We start from the raw sequence: 15,841 nt of genomic DNA on the forward strand, positions 1-15,841 counted from the left end.
GACTTGCTACTTGCCGCTCTTTCCGCCGGCGAACTTGAACAGGCCGCGCAGGCCCGCGAACATGCCCCGATCCGTGTACCGGTTGGCGTTGCCCAGGTCCTGGTAGCCGCAGAGCCAGGTCGGCGCCTCGACCTCCTTCGAGCCGCCCGCCCGCCGCAGCAGGACACCGAGGCCGAATCCCAGCCCGAGGACGAGCAGGACGGCGAGCGGCGCCGCGGCCGCGCCGAAGGGCAGGTCGCTGACCCCGGTCAGGCGGAGGCCCAGGGCCGAGGCCGACATCGGGCCGGCCGGCCGGGCGACGGCGTCGGCCAGGAAGAAGCCCTCGGACCGCCCCAGGGCGGCGAGGACGAGCTTGACCGACAGGACCGGAAAGAGCCCCTGGACGAGGGCCACGGCCGCGAGGACGATCTTGGGCGCCAGCATCGAGGCCGGGACCTCGCGGATGGTCTTGCCGACGTTCCATTCCGAGCCGGCCGAGGTGAAGGCCATGCCGAAGAACTTGACATAGCAGGCCAGGGTGACGGCGCTCGTGAACAGGGCGATGATGCCGAAGAGGACCAGGGCGAAGGTCCCGTCGCCGGCCAGGAGCGTGCTCGAGATGATAGTCCACTTGCTGGAGAAGCCGCTGAAGGGCGGCATGCCGGAGATGGACAGCGAGGCGATCCCGGCGATGACGGCGCTCGCCGGCATGAGCGTGATGAGGCCGCCGAGCTTGTTGAGGTCCTTGGTCCCGGTGGCGTAAAGGATGCTGCCGCTCGTGAGGAACAGCAGTCCCTTGAAGATGGCGTGGTTGAGGACGTGGAACAGGGCCCCGATGACCGCGGCCACGGCCAGGGCCCGCAGGACCGGGGTCCCTGTCGTCCCGAGGTAGAGGACGGCGCCGGCGGCCAGGACGATGTAGCCGATCTGGCCGATCGAGCTGTAGGCCAGGAGGCGCTTGGCGTCGCTCTGCTTCATCGACTGGATGGTGCCGATGAGGAGCGTCACGGCGCCGGTCGCGGCCACGATCAGGCCCCAGGTCCGGCCGTCGAAGGCAGCGTTGTCCTTCGGCGTCATGAACAGGAACGTCCGCATCAGCCCGTAGATCCCGGTCTTGAGCATGACGCCGCTCAGCAGGGCGCTGACGGGCGACGGGGCGATCGAGTGGGCGTCGGGAAGCCAGAGCTGGCCGAGGGGCCAGACGCCGGCCTTCAGGCCGAAGCCGACGAGGAGGAAGGCGAAGAAGCCGAGGAGCGGCAGGCCGCCGGTCGCGCCGAGCTTGGCCGTGATCCCGGCCAGGGGCTCGCCGAACGAATGGCCGCGGGCGAAGAACGCCCCGGCGACGACGAGGAGCCAGGCCAGCTCCATGAGGGCCAGGTACTTCGCGGCGCTGCGCCGGTTCTCCGCCTTCCGGCGCTCGAAGCGGACCAGGAAGAACGAGGCGACGGTCATGATCTGCCAGGCCAGGGTGAAGCCCAGGCCCAGGTCGTCGACGGTGACCAGAGCCGCCATGCCCAGGATGAACAGCGGGAAGCAGAGATAGTAGCCGCCCAGGCCGTATTCGGGGTAATGGTCCATATAGCGGATGGAGTAGATCGCGCTCATCACGGCCATGAAGGCGATGACGGCCAGGAACAGGCCCGAGAGGCCGTCGACGAGGAACGGGACCGACAGGGGCCCGAGGGCGAGCGTCCAGGCGGCCGGCCCGGCCTGGCCGAAGATCGATTCGAAGCTGACCGTGAGCAGCAGGGCCGCCGCGGCCGCGACGAGGGCCAGGTTGACGACGCCGGCCAGGGTCCGCTTGCGGGCCAGGAGAGGCGCCGCGAGGGCCGCCGCGGCCAGAAGGCCGAGGCCGATGAACAGTCGGACGAAGAGGTCAGCGGTCATGGCGTTTCTCCAGGCGGGTCGGGGCGCAGGCCCCGAGGATGAGGTCGCGAAGCGAAGCCGCGGCCCGCTCGGCCGCGGGCGTGAATCCGGTCCCGAACTCGAGGTCGGCCGGGACGATGCCGAGCAGGAAGACCCGCTTCCCGGCGGCCTCGAGGAACTTGGCGCTGAGCGAAAGGGCGAGCTTGTGCGTCGAGAAGCTCTCCGCCTCGGCGAACCCGGCCAGGGGGCCGAAGACGACCGTGCCCGGGCCGCCGGCGGCGGCCACGGCGTCGACGAAGACGACGTTCCGGGCGGCGCCGCGGGCGATGGCCGGGACGAAGTTCTCGGGCACGTCCTGGGCGTCGACCAGGCTCAGCCCGGCGCCGTCTGCGGCCCCGCGGACGGCCCCGACGATCCAGGGCCCGACGCCGTCGTCGCGGCGCAGCGGGTTGCCGACGCCGACGAGGCAGGTCGGCTCCCGGAGCACCTCGGCCAGGCGGGCCAGGCCGTCGCTCATATCTGCTCTCCCAGGGTCTTGATCTGCTTGTAGGTGTAGACCGGGCCGTCCGTGCAGACCAGGGTCCGGCCGATGGCGCAGTGCTGGCACTTGCCTATGCCGCACTTCATGTGCCGCTCGAGCGTCGACATGATGGCCTCGTCCTTGATGCCGGCGGCCAGGAGTTCCTTGATGACCGAGTTGAACATGAGCGGCGGGCCGCAGACGAAGGCGACCGTGTTCTCGACCGGGACCTTGGCCGGGGCGACCAGGGTGTGGACGAAGCCGACGGGGCCCGTCCAGCCGGGCTCGGGCCGGTCGATCGTGAAGTAGGTCTCGAAGCCCTCAGTGGCCTTCCACTTCTCGATCATGTCCCGGTACATCAGCTCCTGGGACGACTTGGAGCCGTAGATGAGGATGATCCGGCCGAAGTCCTGCCGGTGCTGGAGGACGTGGACGATGGACGAGCGGAGCGGGATGAGGCCGATTCCGCCGGCGACGTAGATGACGTTCTTGCCCTTGATGGACTCGAAGGGGAAGCCGTTGCCGAACGGCCCGCGCAGGCCGATCTTGTCCCCGGGGCGCAGCTCGTGGAGGGCCCGGGTGACCTTGCCGACCTGCCGGACCGAAAGGTGGGGCCGGTCGTCCTCGGGGCTGAAGGGCAGGGAGACGGCGAACTCGCCGGCCCCGTAGACCGTGCACATGACGAACTGGCCGGACCTCGCCCTGAAGGCCCGCGCGGCCTCGGGGTTCTCGAAGGAGAAGTAGAATGTCCGGACGTCCTCGATCTCGTCCCGGATCTCGTCGATGACGGCGGTTTCGGGGACGGTGACGATGGCCCCGGCGTTGGCTCCGCTCATTTCGCACCTGCCTTGGTGATCTCCCGCCGGATGTACGTGACGACGTTGGCGATGCCGATGTCGCCCGGGCAGACCCGGTTGCAGCGGCCGCAGCCGACGCATCCCGGCCTGAGGTATTTGCGGGACTGCGAGTAGGACAGCTTGCAGAAGAAGCGCTTGTTCCTCCGGTCCTCGACGGGGCGGCGGGGGTTGTGCTCGCCGGCCATGCGGGTGTAGCCCTCGTAGGAACAGGAGTCCCAGGACCGCATCCGGTCGGTCCGGCCCTCGCGGCTGTTGATGTCCTCGATGTTGAAGCACGAGCAGGTCGGGCAGACGAACGAGCAGGCCCCGCATTCGAAGCACTGGTCGCCGATGAACTCCCAGATGTCGTTGCTGATGAAGCCCGTGGTGATCCGGTTCATGACCCGCGAGATCCAGGCCTTGTTCTCCGTGGCCTCGGCGTCGAACCGGGCGATCGAGGCGTCGATGATCTTCGCCTTGCGGCCGGCCGCGCCGGGACCGGCCTCCTTCAGGCCGAGCCGGCGGGCCAGGGCCTGGCCCTTCTCGCTCCCGGCCTCGAAGAGGTAATCGTCGCCGTCGCCGGTCAGGGCGACGTCGTAGCCCTCCCGGGCCGCCGGCCCGCTGTCGGTGCAGACGCAGAAGCATTGGGGAAAGGGCCGGACGCAGTTGTTGACGACGATGAACATCTTCTTGCGATGGTCGCGGTAGAACTCGTCGACGTATTCCTGCCCGAGATAGAAGCGGTCCAGGCAGAGAAGGCCGTTGAGGTCGCAGGCCCGGAGGCCAACCAGGGCTTTGGGCCGGACCAGGTCGTCGCGTTCGAGGGAGACCGTCTTCGCCTCCCGGTCGTAGCGGTAGGACATGATCCTCTCGGCCTGGGGGAAGACCACGGACTTCGGGGGATTGTAGGGGATGGCGGCCTCGAGCCGGATCGCGGCCGGGTCCTCGACCCGGTCGAACATCGGCTCGCCGGACTCCTCGCGCAGAACGGGGCCGTGGAGGTCGTAGTCCTCGGCGAGAGCGGCGGCGAGGGCCCGGGCCTGGCTCTTGGGCATGATGTACATGGTCACACCTTTTCGATCCGCACGGGGATCGCGGATTCCTGGTCCTCGTCGATCGCGGCGCCGGCGGCGTTGAGGAAGCCGGGCACCATGTCCTCGATGAAGTACGGGACGAAGGCCGTACCCGGCTTGACGTCGCCGGAGATCCGGACGGCCACCCGCATGGAGCCTCCTTCGGCTATGACGTTGACCGGGGCCCGGTCGCGAACGCCGAGGGCCTTGGCGTCGGAGGCCGCGAGCTCGACGAAGCCCCGCGGGTAGAGCAGGAGCAGGGCGTTGTATTCCCGCTTGGGGATCTGGGTCTTCTTCATGACGTTGTTGCGGTGCCAGAAGTAGTTCGCCTTGCCGGCCATGAGCAGGAAGGGGAAGTCCTTCGAGACCGCCGCGACGCCGAGGTCCGCCCCGGCGGGGACGAAGCGCAGGCGCCTCGGCGCGGCGGCCGCGTCGAAGCGGACCGTGCCGGCCGGGTGCCCGGCGTCGACCGGCCACTGGAGGCCGAAACCCTTCTCGAGCCCGGCGTAGGTGACCGCGCCGTAGGCGGGAACGGCCGCGGCGATCTCGCGCATCACGTCCTCGGCGGAAGCGCCGGGCCAGGATGCGCCGCGCCTCGCGGCGACGTCGGCGCAGATGCGCCAGGCCGGGCGGACGCCCGGCGGAGGCTCGATCTTCTTGCGGCTGAGCTGGATCCGCCGCTCGGTGTTCGTGTAGGTGCCGTCCGCCTCGGCGCAGGTCGCCGAGGGGATGACGACATGGGCGAACTCGACAAAGGGGTTGCCGTAGGCCCCGACGTAGACCAGGCACTCGAGCGCCTTGAGCTTGGCCGCGTGCCGGACGATCTCCTCATCGCGGTCGACAACCATCATGGCCTTGAGGGGCGTCGGGTCGGCCGCGAGGAGCTCGCGGGGGGTGCGGCCGGCGGCCGGGCCCTCGGCCCGCCGGCAGCCGGCCAGGAACCGGGGCGAGGCGCCGACGTCGTAGCTGCCGACGATGTTGCAGATCCCGGCTACGGGGTTGACGCCGCAGCCTTCCCGGCCGATCTTGCCGGCCGCGAGGAAGAGGTCGAAGAGCAGGGCGACGGAAGGCCGGTCGAGGCCGGCGATGCCAGAGGTGAAGAAGGCCATGGCCGTCGGGGCCTGGGCCAGGCTGCGGGCCAGGTCCTCGATCGCGGCCGGCTCGAGGCCCGAGGCGGCCGCGAGGGCGGCCAGGTCCAGACCGGCCAGGTAGCGGGCGAAATCGTCGAACCCCTCGGCCCGGTCCCGGAGGAAGGAGGCGTCGTGCCAGCCGCGCTCGACCAGGACCTTGGCCAGGGCCGCCAGGCTGTGGCGCAGCGTCCCCGGCTTGAACCAGAGGTGCCGGCCGCTGAGCTTGGCGATCTGGGTCAGGCGGCCGCTCAGGGTGACGAGCTCGGCGCCGCGGCGGGCGGCCCGGTGGATCTCGCTCCCGACGATGGGATTCAGCTTGGCGATGTCGCCGCCGACGACAAGGATGAGCTTGGCCTTGCGGATCTCGGTCAGGGCGCCGAGCATGGCCGGGAACCCGGCGCCTTCGAGCAGGACGTCGGCGGCGTCGCCGTGGCCCTGGTCGGAGGCCAGGCCGATGTTCGGCGTGCGGAAGACCGTCCGGGCCAGCCTGGCCAGGCAGTAGTTGTCCTCGTTCGAGGAACGGGGCGAGGCCAGGAAAGCGATCTCGTCGCCGGACCAGCGGGACAGGCCGTCGGCCGCGGCGGCGATCGCTTCGTCGTAGGAGACGGGCTCGAGGCGGCCGTTCCGGCGGACCATGGGGGCGAGGATCCGGTCCCGGGTCGAGAGGAGCTCGTGGATGTGCCAGCCGCGGACGCACAGGCGGCCCTGGCTGACGGGATGGTCCGGCGAGGCGAAGACCCCGCGGGCGACGCCGTTGTCGACCTTGAGCAGGTGGCCGCAGCCGGTGCCGCAGAAGTTGCAGATGCCTGTTCGAGTGCTCATGCCTCTTGCTCCTCAGACACGATGGCCCGGATCCTCCCGGCCGGCGGGCCCTGGCCGGACAGATGCCCCGGCGGACGAGGGATCGGCCTTGAGGCGATCGCCTGGCTAGACAGGAATGCTCAGCTCGTCAGCCGTGCAGGGAAATTTATATCCTATGATAACAAATGCGGCGCCTATTGTAAAGTCCCGCGCAGTCTCATCTGTATAACATGAATGATATTGAAAAGATTGGAGATGCCGCCGACGAATCGTTCCTTGATCATGCCCTTCGGGATCTCGTCGATGACCGATCTCAGGGCGTCGAGCGCGTCCCGGAGAGCGGCCTGGTCGGCCAGGATCTCGTCCCGGCCGCCGGACGCGAGGAGGGCGTCGATCGAAGGCCCGACCGCGGCGACGTCGTCGAGCATGGCCCGAAAGGACTCCCGGCGCGCCGGGTGGACGGACAGGACGGCCTTCTCGACCAGGACGACGCGGGCCAGGGCATAGCCGAGCAGGACCTCGGCGGCGTTCCGGTCCTGGGCCCGGTCGGGACAGCGCTCGAAATAGGCTTCCCCGAGCTCGATCATCTCGGCGCTGCCGAGCCGGAAATCACCGGCGAACGAGCGGACGGCGCGCCGGAAGGACTCGAGGTCCGGTTCGCGGCGGAAGATCTCGGCCAGGGAAAAGGTCATCGACGGTCCCGACGGCCCTCCGGCGGCGGAGGGATCGGCCTTACTTGGATTTCGCGTACCGCCCGAGGACGGCCAGCAGCAGGTCGAAGTTGACCGGCTTCTGGAAGACGCCGTTGAAACCGTACTCGGCCAGCCCGACGGTCGTGGCCGTGGCGTCGCCGATCGTGCTGAGGAGGAACACGGGCGTCCCGGGCCGCTCCTGCCTCATGATCTTGGTCACCTGGCCGCCGGAGTCGATGTCCTCCATCATCATGTCGCAGAGGACGACGTCCGGATGATCCTTGCGGAACGCGGCCAGGCCGTCCTTGCCGCTGAGCGCGCAGGAGGCCTCGAAGCCGTTGCCGTCGAGGATGGCCTTCACGGACTCGCAGATGGCCGGGTCGTCGTCGATGATGAGCACTTTCTTTTTATCGGTCATGGCGTCCTCCGGGGATCGGTGGAGGTCATCTTATAGCACAGAACCAGGAGGTTGTATAGAGGAAGAAAACGCGGCCGGACCCGGGTCCCCGGAGTCTGGATCGGTTTCCCGGGCCGGCCGCCAGCCCCCTCATCACCCTCGCCTTCCGCGTATCCGGGCCGACTCCATGCCGCTTGCGCTTCGCGCCGCCGGGCATGGCCGTGGACGCCCTGAGTCCTTCACGCCTTCCCTTTGGCAAGATCCGTGCCAACTCCAGCGACAGACGGAGGCCCCCTGCCGGCGGGGCGAGGAGAGCCTGACCAGGGAGCAGGCCCGTCCGGGCGGCCCGCCGTGATTCCCGCCGGACGGTACCGAATCCCGCGGATAAGGACGCCCGGGGCCGGGATCCCGGGCCGGGCGGGCCGGGTCATCCGGAGCATTGACAACGCCCGGTTCAAGCCATAGATTGTGATAGGTCAGCGGGAAGGAATCGATATCCTTTATTATATCCTCTATCCCTTCGAGAGCCTCAGCGAGATCGACAAGGGCTTCGGCATCTGGCAGGAGATGGTGGGCAAGCTGGGCGCCGAGAAGTGGGAGGCCCTCAGCCTGAAGATGGGCGAAGCGACCGAGTACATCAAGCAAGGCACGGTCACGTTCAGCCCGGAGCTCTCCTATGCCCCCGAGACGCCCGGGCTCAAGCCGGAGGAGATCAAGTTCGTGTCGAGCTGTACAAGGCCCGGAAGGCGCCGGCGGGATTCAGGAGCTGGATCGGCGGGATCGGGACGGAGATGCCGTTCTATTTCTATTCGGAAACGGCGAGATCGGACTCCGACCTGTTCCTCATGGACGAGAAGGTCATGAAGCTCATCGACCCTGAGGCCACGGCCGTCTGGCAGGCCATGCTCAAGCTCTTGCGGAAGTACAAATCGAAGATGGGCGCCTATCGCCCCGATCTCTCGTACGCGCCGGCCGAGAAGGCGAAATGACGGGTGGCCGTCCCTAGAACTCCTGGTGCTCGGTGCGGCGGATGATCTCGTCCTGGAGCTCGGCGCCGCAGTCGACGAAGTAATCGCTGTAGCCGGCGACGCGGACGATGAGGTCGCGGTATTTCTCCGGATGGGCCTGGGCCGCGCGCAGCAGCTCGGCCGTGACCACGTTGAACTGGATGTGGTGCCCCATCAGGCGGAAGTAGGCGCGCACCAGGTCCTTGAGCGCCCGCAGCCCCGCGTCGTCGGCCAGCAGCTGGGGCGTGAACTTCTGGTTGAGCAGCGTGCCGCCCGTGCGGACGTGGTCGAGCTTGCCGAGCGACTTGATGACCGCCGTCGGGCCCTTGCGGTCGGCGCCCTGGACCGGGGAAACGCCTTCCGAGACGGGCTCGCCGGCCAGCCGGCCGTCGGCCGTGGCCCCGGTCATCCTGCCGAAGTAGATATGGCAGGTCGTGGGCAGGAGGTTGATCCGGTATGTCCCGCCGCGCGGCGTCGGCCGGCCGTCGACGGCCTCGAAATAGGCCTCGAAGACCCGCTTCATCAGGCTGTCGGCGTAGTCGTCGTCGTTGCCGAACTTGGGCGTCCGGTCGAGAACGAGCCGGCGCAGCCCGTCGTGCCCGGCGAAATTGTCCCGGAGCGCGGCCGTGAGCTCGTCCATCGTGAAGCGGCGGTGGTCGTAGACGTTGTAGCGGACGGCGCTGAGGATGTCGGTGATCGAGCCCAGGCCGACGCCCTGGAGGTAGTTCGAGTTGTAGCGGGCCCCGCCGGCGTGGTAGTCCCGGCCGTTCCGGACGCAGTCGTCGACGAGGACCGACAGGAACGGCGCCGGGAGATGCTCGGCGCAGAGCTTCTCGATGACGTTGCTGCCCCGGATCTTGATCTCGACGAAATGGCGGACCTGCCGGCGGTAGGCCTCGAAGAGCTCGTCGAAGGTCTCGAACGAGGCCGGATCGCCCGTCGCCAGCCCGATCCTCTTGCCCGTCCGCGGGTCGACGCCGTCGTTGAGCGTGATCTCGAAGACCTTGGGCAGGTTGAAATAGCCGGTCAGGATGTAGGCTTCCTTGCCGAACGCCCCGGCCTCGACGCAGCCGCTGCAGCCGCCGTCGCGGGCGTCGGCGACGCTCTTGCCCTCGCGGACGAGCTCCTGGACGATGGCGTCCGTGTTGAAAATCGAGGGCTGGCCGAAGCCGGTCCTGACGATCCTGAGGGCCCGCAGCAGGAACGCGTCCGGCCCCTTGGCGCTGATCTGGACCATCGAGCTGGGCTGAAGGATGCGCATCTCCTCGATGACGTCGAGGATGAGGTAGCTGAGATCGTTGACGGCGTCCGTCCCGTCCTGCTTCAGGCCGCCGAGGTTGATCAGGGCGAAATCGGTGTACGTCCCGCTCTCCTCGGCCGTGACCCCGACCTTGGGCGGGGCGGGCTGGTTGTTGAACTTGACCCAGAGGGCCTCGAGGAGCTCCCGGGCGCTCTCGTTCGTCAGCGTGCCGTCGGCCAGGCCCTTCTCGTAGAACGGCCAGAGGTGCTGATCGAGACGGCCGGGGTTGAACGAGTCCCAGGTGTTGTACTCGGTGATGACGCCCAGGTGGACGAACCAGTACGTCTGGAGAGCTTCCCAGAAATCGCGCGGCGCCTCGGCCGGGACGCGGCCGCAGATCTCGGCGATGCGCTCGAGCTCGCCCCGGCGGACGCCGTCCCGTTCCAGCTTCGCCAGCTCGCGGGCCTTGTCCGCGTGGCGCCGGGCGAAGGCGATCAGGGCGTCGCAGGTCACGGCCATGGCCCTGAGCTCCTCCTGCTTGTCGTAGGCGTCCGGGTCGTTGAGGAAATCGAGCCCGGCCAGGGCGGAGGCGATGTCCTCCTTGAAGTCGTTCATGCCCTTCCGGAAAATCTTGCCGTCGCCGGCGGTGTGCCCGGGGGCCCGCTGCTCCATGAACTCGGTGAAGATCCCGGCCTCGTAGGCCGCGATCCATTCGGGCGTCATGGCCGCGAAGATGCGCTCGCGCTGGGACCGGCCCTTCCAGAACGGGATGATCTCGTCGGCGTAGACCCGGCGGGTCTCCTCGTCGGAGGCGAAGGCGGTCTTCTTCCGGTCGTTCAGGGTGACGAGGTCCTGGAGGGAGTGGATGCAGACCTCGGGATAGGTCGGGGTCGCCTTGGGGGCCGGGCCCCGCTCCCCGACGATGAGCTCGCCGTCATTGAAGACGATGGCCTTGTTTTCCAGGATGTGCTTGAAGGCCAGGGCGTGCCGCAGCGGCGCCGACAGGCCGCGCGTCTCCGGCCGTTTGTAGAATTCGGTCAGCAGCCGGGCCCGCTCGGCGCTGACCGTCGGCTTGGCCTCGAGCGTCTGCTGCCTGAGCTTCTGGATGCGTTCGTTCATGGCTATCCTCCGCGCCGGACATCGAAGCCCGCCCCGCGGAACGCGGCCTCGATCGCGGCCAGGCGTTCTTCGGACGGGGCCTCGAATTTCCGGAAATGGGATGCCTGGCCGATGCGGCCGGCCTTGTCGAGGCCGCCGGCATGGTAAGGCAGGAGAGCGATCCGCCGGATCGTTCCGAGCGACCGGACCAGGTCGATCGTCCGGCGGATATTGTCCTCGCCGTCGTTGACGCCGGCGATGAGCGGGATGCGGATCCAGACCTCGGGCCCGGCCGCGGCCAGGCGCCGGAGGTTGTCGAGGATGACGGCGTTCGAGACGCCGGCGTATTCCCGGTGAAGCGCCTCGTCGACGGCCTTGAGGTCGTAGAGGACGAGGTCGGCGCGGCGGACCAGGCGCTCGAACGGGGCGGCCGGCGCGAGGCCGGCCGTGTCCAGGGCCGTGTGATAGCCGTGCTCGCGGCAGGCGTCGAGGATGGCGCCGGCGAACCCGGCCTGGACGAGCGGATCGCCGCCGGACAGCGTGACGCCGCCGCCCGACTGCTCGAAGAAGATGCGGTCCTTCTCGACCTCGGCCATGACCTCCCCGACGCTCATCCCGCGGCCGACGATCTGCATGGCGTCATAGAGACAGGCCTCGGCGCAGCGGCCGCAAGCGTCGCACCTCGAGCGGTCGATGACGACCGCCCCCGCGGCGTCCTTGGAGACCGCGCCGGCCGGGCAGGCCCGCAGGCACGAGTAGCAGCGGACGCAGCGGGCCGGCCAGTGCATGAGCTCGGGGCCGGGATCGATGCTTTCGGGATTGTGGCACCAGAGGCAATGCAGGCCGCAGCCCTTTAGGAAGACGGTCGTGCGGATCCCCGGTCCGTCATGGATCGAGTAGCGCCTGATGTCGAAAACGCGGCCCTTCATGTCCGTGTCGTTTTGCGCCATGATCTTCGCCGATTCCCCATAACGTACTGACCGAGAATTACTTAATTGCTATTCTCATTTGTAATATATCAGATATCAGCAAGCATGTCAAGCTGTTTTTGGCCCCCCGCCCCGGGCCCCGGGCTCGAAGGCCGAGCCGCTCCCCGAGCCTGGGCAGGCCCGGGAGATCCGTGTTGTGGCGCCGGATTCGAGCGAGCGGTCGGCCGCCGCCGAGACCAAGCTCCGGGAACCCCGGCGCCTCGCCCTCCCGGGCGGCAGCGGCTGACGGATACGGAACTTTTCCGTACACATCGCCGCCGTTTTGATGTAAAAACATCCTCTGAGGAGCGCCATGCAGGAACGTCCCTCCTATGATATGCGCTATGTCCGGACGGTGACCCTGGTCTCGGCCATGGGCGGCCTGCTGTTCGGCTACGATTGGGTGGTCATCGGCGGGGCCAAGCCGTTCTACGAGAAGTTCTTCGGCCTGACCACGCCGGCCCAGATCGGCTGGGCCATGTCGAGCGCCCTCGTCGGCTGCCTCGTCGGCGCCCTCGTCGCGGGCGGCCTGAGCGACCGTTTCGGCCGCAAGAGGCTCCTCATCCTGGCGGGTCTGCTCTTCGCGGTCACCGGGGTCCTGACCGCGCTGGCCCCGACCTTCGCGTTCTTCGTCGCCAACCGCCTGCTCGGCGGCGTGGCCATCGGCCTGGCCTCCAACCTCTCCCCGCTGTACATCGCCGAGATCTCGCCCGCGGAGATGCGCGGGCGGCTTGTGTCCGTCAACCAGCTGACCATCGTCATCGGCATCCTGGCCGCCCAGGTCGCGAATTGGCTCATCGCCAGGCCGGTCCCGGCCGGCGCGACCGCCGCCGAGATCCTGGCCTCGTGGAACGGCCGGACCGGCTGGCGCTGGATGTTCGGGGTCGAGGCCGCGCCGGCCTTCCTCTTCTTCGCCCTCATGTTCATCGTCCCGGAGAGCCCCCGCTGGCTGGTCAAGAACGGCCGGGCCGCCGAGGCCGAAAAGGTCCTGGCCCGGGTCGGCGGTCCGGGCTTCGCCGCCGGAGCTTTGGGCGAGATCCGGTCGACGCTCGCGGCCGGCGAGATCGGCCGGGTCCGCTTCCGCGACCTGCTCGAGCCCGGCCTGGCCCGGGTCCTCCTCATCGGCGTCGTCCTGGCCGTCTACCAGCAGTGGTGCGGCATCAACGTCATCTTCAACTACGCCCAGGAGATCTTCACCGCGGCCGGCTACGGCGTCAGCGACGTACTCTTCAACATCGTCATCACCGGCGCCGTCAACCTGATCTTCACCCTGGTCGCCATCCGCCTGGTCGACCGGCTGGGCCGCAAGCCGCTGATGCTGGCCGGGTCGGCCGGCCTGGCGGTCGTCTTCGGGCTTATCGGCGCGAGCTACGCGGCCCACAGCCGGGGCCTGCACATCCTCCTTTTGGTTCTCTTCGCCCTGGCCCTCTACGCGGTCTCCCTGGCGCCCGTGACCTGGGTGCTGCTCGCCGAGATCTTTCCCAACCGCATCCGCGGCGCGGCCATGTCGGTCTCGACCTTCGCCCTGTGGTCGGCCTGTTTCGTCCTGACCTACACCTTCCCCCACCTCAACAAGGGGCTCGGCCCGGCCGGGACGTTCTGGATCTATGCGGGGATCAGCGTCCTGGGGTATCTTTTCATCCGGTCCCGCGTCCGCGAGACCAAGGGCCGGACGCTCGAGCAGATCGAGCGCGAGCTCGTGGACCGCTAGCAAGGAGACGGCAGGATGGACGAGGAGATCAGGCCGCGGACGGAGGAGCCGGTTCCCGTCCCGACGAACCCGGGGCGGCCGGCCGGGCCGGTCAGGCGCCTTTACCGGGAAGAGAAGGAGGTCTGGCGCCGGCATTACCGGCGGCATTTCAAGTGCGCCGCCCGGGCCCTCGGGCTTGGCTTCGTCGCCGGATTCGTTTTTTTCATGCTCTGGCCGGCCGAGGAAAAGAAGGCGCTCGAATTCGTCGTCCGTTCGTTCAAGGACATCCCGCTCCAGGCTTCGCCGCTCGTCCTCGCCCTGACGCTTTTCTATCACAATACCCGGGCCTCGATCGTCGCCGTCAGCGCCGGGATCGTCCCCTTCCTCTCCCTCCCCATCCTCGACCCGGTCATCAACGGAGGGGTCCTGGGATTGCTCTGTTCGTTCTCCCGGCACCAGGGCCTGAACGTGCCCCGGCTCGTCCTGACCCAGATCCTGCCGCACGGCATCATCGAGCTCGCGGCCGTCCTCTACGCGACGAGCGTCGGGCTCTACCTTTCGGCGGGCATGGGGCGGAAGGCGCGGGCCGCCTGGCGGGCCCGGAAGCGGGCCCGGTCGGAAGGCGAGGCCGCGGAGCCGCGGCCGGCGGATGCGGCGGGCGGAGCCGGCCCGGAGCCGGCGGCGGAAGAGGCGGCCGCGGGGACGGGGGGCGCCGGCCTTTTCCGCGACGTCGTCCGTTCGTTCGTCCTGGTCGTCATCCCGCTGCTCTTCGTCGCGGCCTTCATCGAAGGCTTCATCACGCCCCTTCTCAGATGACTGAGAGCGGCTCGACAGCGTCCGGGCTTTCGGCTATGCTCTCGAAGGGGAGGCTCCCATGCGATTCACCTTCGCCCACAACAACCTCAACGTCCTCGATCTCGGCGAAAGCCTGGCCTTCTACAAGGAGGCCCTCGGCCTCCAGGAGGTCCGCCGCCACGAGGCCGGGGACGGGAGTTTCGTCCTCGTCTATCTCGGCGACGGGCGCAGCGCCCACCGGCTCGAGCTGACCTGGCTCCGCGACCGGAAGCAGCCGTACGATCTGGGCGACAACGAGATCCACCTGGCCTTCACGGTCGACGACTATCCGGCCGCGCTGGCCAGGCACAAGGAGATGGGCGCCGTCTGCTTCGAGAACCCGGGGATTGGCATCTACTTCATCGAGGACCCGGACGGCTACTGGCTCGAGATCCTGCCGGAGACGCGCTGAGCCGCGCCTCCGAAGCTATTTCCGGACCGGGACTCCCACCGAGAGCTTGTGGACCGTGACGGTCCGGTACGTCTGCCCCGGCTCGAGGATGGTCGAGGGGAAGTTCGGGTGGTTCGGCGAGTCGGGGAAATGCTGGGTCTCGAGGCAGAAGGCGTAGTGCTTGCCGTAGGCGTGGCCGCCCTTGCCGATCACCGAGCCGTCCAGGAAATTGCCGGTGTAGAGCTGGATCCCCGGCTGGTCGGTCCAGATCTCCAGGATCCGGCCGCTCTCGGGCTCCTCGACGTGGGCCGCCAGGGCCAGCGTCCCGCCGCCGCTCCGGAGCACGAAGTTGTGGTCGTAGCCGCCGCCCTCGACCCGGGCGATCCGCTCGCCGATGGCGTGCGGGGCCGTGAAATCGAACGGCGTCCCGGCTACCGGGACGATCTCGCCCGTCGGGATGAGGGTCTTAGGCGAATCCACGGCCGTGATCTTGTCGGCCTCGAGCTGGAGCACGTGGCCCAGGATGTCGCCGCGGCCCTCGCCCTTGAGGTTCCAGTAGGCATGGTTGGTCAGGTTGACCGGCGTTTTCCTGTCGGTCGTCGCCTCGTAGCGGATCTCGAGCTCGTCCGCATCCGTCAGCGTGTAGATGACCGTGACCGCGAGATCGCCGGGGAAACCTTCCTCCCCGTCCTTGCTCAGATAGGAGAGCTTGACGCCCGTGCCGCGCTCGCCCTTGACCGCCTCGCCCTTCCAGACGACCTTGTCGAAGCCCCTGATCCCGCCATGGAGGGTGTTGCCGCTGTCGTTGGCGGGTAGCCGGTACTCGACTCCGTCCAGCGTGAACCGGGCCCCGGCGATGCGGTTGCCGTAGCGGCCGATGATCGCCCCGAAATACGGGTGGGCGCCGAGATACCCCTGCAGGTTGTCGAACCCCAGGTTGACGTCGGCCAGGACGCCGTTCCGGTCGGGGATCTCGAGCGAGACGAGGATGGCCCCGTAGGTCATGATCCGGGCCCGGAGCCCGTGCGCGTTCGTCAGGGTGAAGATCTCGACCGGCGTGCCGTCGGCCAGCTTCCCGAAATGTTCTCGTTTGGTCTTCATGGTCGCATCTCCTTGTCCAACGGGATCCGCCGCCGGAGCCGCCCCGCCGGCCGGAGCCGTGGGCTCCTGCTTGCAGGCCGGACCGGACAGGGCCAGGACGAGGGCCAGGGCCGCGGGGATGGCCCGTCTCATCGACGCTCTCATGTTCGCCTCCGAAGCGGAGATATTCCCCTCCATATGTATCCCAAACGGGGCCCGCGTTTCAACTGCCGCCCCGC

14 protein-coding genes are annotated in these 15,841 nt (G+C 68.5%); 4 read left to right on the plus strand and 10 right to left on the minus strand.

The genetic code is table 11. From position 1 onward, the window contains the following. Positions 1-6 precede the first annotated feature (6 nt). The 7 genes from ABFD52_12075 to ABFD52_12105 form a co-directional block, all read right to left on the minus strand. Positions 7-1,866: a proton-conducting transporter membrane subunit gene (locus tag ABFD52_12075; GenBank protein ID MEN6561503.1), complete on the minus strand. Its 1,860-nt coding sequence runs from the start codon at positions 1,864-1,866 to the stop codon at positions 7-9. Further along, positions 1,856-2,362, minus strand: coding sequence for a hydrogenase maturation protease (locus ABFD52_12080; protein MEN6561504.1), 507 nt, complete (start codon positions 2,360-2,362; stop codon positions 1,856-1,858). The genes ABFD52_12075 and ABFD52_12080 overlap by 11 nt, the downstream gene beginning before the upstream one ends. Next, complete coding sequence (locus ABFD52_12085) at positions 2,359-3,201, minus strand: FAD/NAD(P)-binding protein (GenBank protein ID MEN6561505.1); 843 nt, start codon at positions 3,199-3,201, stop codon at positions 2,359-2,361. The genes ABFD52_12080 and ABFD52_12085 overlap by 4 nt, the downstream gene beginning before the upstream one ends. Then, positions 3,198-4,265 carry a 4Fe-4S dicluster domain-containing protein gene (locus ABFD52_12090; protein MEN6561506.1) on the minus strand — a complete coding sequence of 356 codons (1,068 nt, stop codon included), beginning with the start codon at positions 4,263-4,265 and terminating at the stop codon, positions 3,198-3,200. Before ABFD52_12090 ends, ABFD52_12085 begins: the two co-directional genes overlap by 4 nt. Before the next feature lie 2 nt (positions 4,266-4,267). Beyond that, positions 4,268-6,226, minus strand: coding sequence for a molybdopterin-dependent oxidoreductase (locus ABFD52_12095; GenBank protein ID MEN6561507.1), 1,959 nt, complete (start codon positions 6,224-6,226; stop codon positions 4,268-4,270). 173 nt (positions 6,227-6,399) lie between these two features. Then, entirely contained in the window at positions 6,400-6,897 is a 498-nt protein-coding gene (locus tag ABFD52_12100) for a hypothetical protein (protein ID MEN6561508.1), read from the minus strand. A 40-nt stretch (positions 6,898-6,937) separates the two neighbouring features. Then, positions 6,938-7,315, minus strand: coding sequence for a response regulator (locus tag ABFD52_12105; GenBank protein MEN6561509.1), 378 nt, complete (start codon positions 7,313-7,315; stop codon positions 6,938-6,940). A 770-nt stretch (positions 7,316-8,085) separates the two neighbouring features. On the opposite strand from ABFD52_12105, the gene ABFD52_12110 reads away from it, so the two are divergent. After that, positions 8,086-8,283 carry a hypothetical protein gene (locus ABFD52_12110; GenBank protein MEN6561510.1) on the plus strand — a complete coding sequence of 66 codons (198 nt, stop codon included), beginning with the start codon at positions 8,086-8,088 and terminating at the stop codon, positions 8,281-8,283. Between the two features lie 13 nt (positions 8,284-8,296). On the opposite strand, the gene hypD is transcribed toward ABFD52_12110, so the two are convergent. Continuing rightward, positions 8,297-10,660 (minus strand): trans-4-hydroxy-L-proline dehydratase, encoded by a 2,364-nt coding sequence (gene hypD / locus ABFD52_12115; protein MEN6561511.1) that lies wholly within the window; start codon positions 10,658-10,660, stop codon positions 8,297-8,299. A gap of 2 nt (positions 10,661-10,662) precedes the next feature. Continuing rightward, positions 10,663-11,589 carry a glycyl-radical enzyme activating protein gene (locus tag ABFD52_12120; GenBank protein MEN6561512.1) on the minus strand — a complete coding sequence of 309 codons (927 nt, stop codon included), beginning with the start codon at positions 11,587-11,589 and terminating at the stop codon, positions 10,663-10,665. Positions 11,590-11,920: 331 nt separating this feature from the next. Here ABFD52_12120 and ABFD52_12125 point away from each other — a divergent pair, with 331 nt between their 5' ends. The 3 genes from ABFD52_12125 to ABFD52_12135 are packed head-to-tail and all read left to right on the plus strand — an operon-like array spanning position 11,921 to position 14,543. Beyond that, positions 11,921-13,318, plus strand: coding sequence for a sugar porter family MFS transporter (locus tag ABFD52_12125; GenBank protein ID MEN6561513.1), 1,398 nt, complete (start codon positions 11,921-11,923; stop codon positions 13,316-13,318). A 15-nt stretch (positions 13,319-13,333) separates the two neighbouring features. After that, entirely contained in the window at positions 13,334-14,113 is a 780-nt protein-coding gene (locus tag ABFD52_12130; protein MEN6561514.1) for a stage II sporulation protein M, read from the plus strand. 58 nt (positions 14,114-14,171) lie between these two features. Beyond that, entirely contained in the window at positions 14,172-14,543 is a 372-nt protein-coding gene (locus ABFD52_12135; GenBank protein ID MEN6561515.1) for a VOC family protein, read from the plus strand. 15 nt (positions 14,544-14,558) lie between these two features. Here the strand turns inward: ABFD52_12135 and ABFD52_12140 are convergent, their stop codons facing one another. Further along, on the minus strand, positions 14,559-15,767 hold the full coding sequence (locus ABFD52_12140; protein ID MEN6561516.1) for an aldose epimerase family protein: 1,209 nt from the start codon (positions 15,765-15,767) through the stop codon (positions 14,559-14,561). Positions 15,768-15,841: the final 74 nt, after the last annotated feature.

This window comes from Acidobacteriota bacterium (genome assembly GCA_039683095.1).
Taxonomy (GTDB): domain Bacteria; phylum Acidobacteriota; class Aminicenantia; order Aminicenantales; family Saccharicenantaceae; genus RBG-16-66-30.

Excerpts from the sequence above, each read along its gene's own strand:
- ABFD52_12120 (MEN6561512.1), bottom strand. The coding sequence starts at position 11,589 with ATGGCGCAAAACGACACGGACATGAAGGGCCGCGTTTTCGACATCAGG.
- ABFD52_12100 (MEN6561508.1), bottom strand. The coding sequence starts at position 6,897 with ATGACCTTTTCCCTGGCCGAGATCTTCCGCCGCGAACCGGACCTCGAG.
- hypD (MEN6561511.1), bottom strand. The coding sequence starts at position 10,660 with ATGAACGAACGCATCCAGAAGCTCAGGCAGCAGACGCTCGAGGCCAAG.
- ABFD52_12125 (MEN6561513.1), top strand. The coding sequence starts at position 11,921 with ATGCAGGAACGTCCCTCCTATGATATGCGCTATGTCCGGACGGTGACC.
- ABFD52_12110 (MEN6561510.1), top strand. The coding sequence starts at position 8,086 with ATGCCGTTCTATTTCTATTCGGAAACGGCGAGATCGGACTCCGACCTG.
- ABFD52_12135 (MEN6561515.1), top strand. The coding sequence starts at position 14,172 with ATGCGATTCACCTTCGCCCACAACAACCTCAACGTCCTCGATCTCGGC.
- ABFD52_12130 (MEN6561514.1), top strand. The coding sequence starts at position 13,334 with ATGGACGAGGAGATCAGGCCGCGGACGGAGGAGCCGGTTCCCGTCCCG.
- ABFD52_12085 (MEN6561505.1), bottom strand. The coding sequence starts at position 3,201 with ATGAGCGGAGCCAACGCCGGGGCCATCGTCACCGTCCCCGAAACCGCC.
- ABFD52_12105 (MEN6561509.1), bottom strand. The coding sequence starts at position 7,315 with ATGACCGATAAAAAGAAAGTGCTCATCATCGACGACGACCCGGCCATC.
- ABFD52_12075 (MEN6561503.1), bottom strand. The coding sequence starts at position 1,866 with ATGACCGCTGACCTCTTCGTCCGACTGTTCATCGGCCTCGGCCTTCTG.
- ABFD52_12095 (MEN6561507.1), bottom strand. The coding sequence starts at position 6,226 with ATGAGCACTCGAACAGGCATCTGCAACTTCTGCGGCACCGGCTGCGGC.
- ABFD52_12140 (MEN6561516.1), bottom strand. The coding sequence starts at position 15,767 with ATGAGAGCGTCGATGAGACGGGCCATCCCCGCGGCCCTGGCCCTCGTC.
- ABFD52_12080 (MEN6561504.1), bottom strand. The coding sequence starts at position 2,362 with ATGAGCGACGGCCTGGCCCGCCTGGCCGAGGTGCTCCGGGAGCCGACC.
- ABFD52_12090 (MEN6561506.1), bottom strand. The coding sequence starts at position 4,265 with ATGTACATCATGCCCAAGAGCCAGGCCCGGGCCCTCGCCGCCGCTCTC.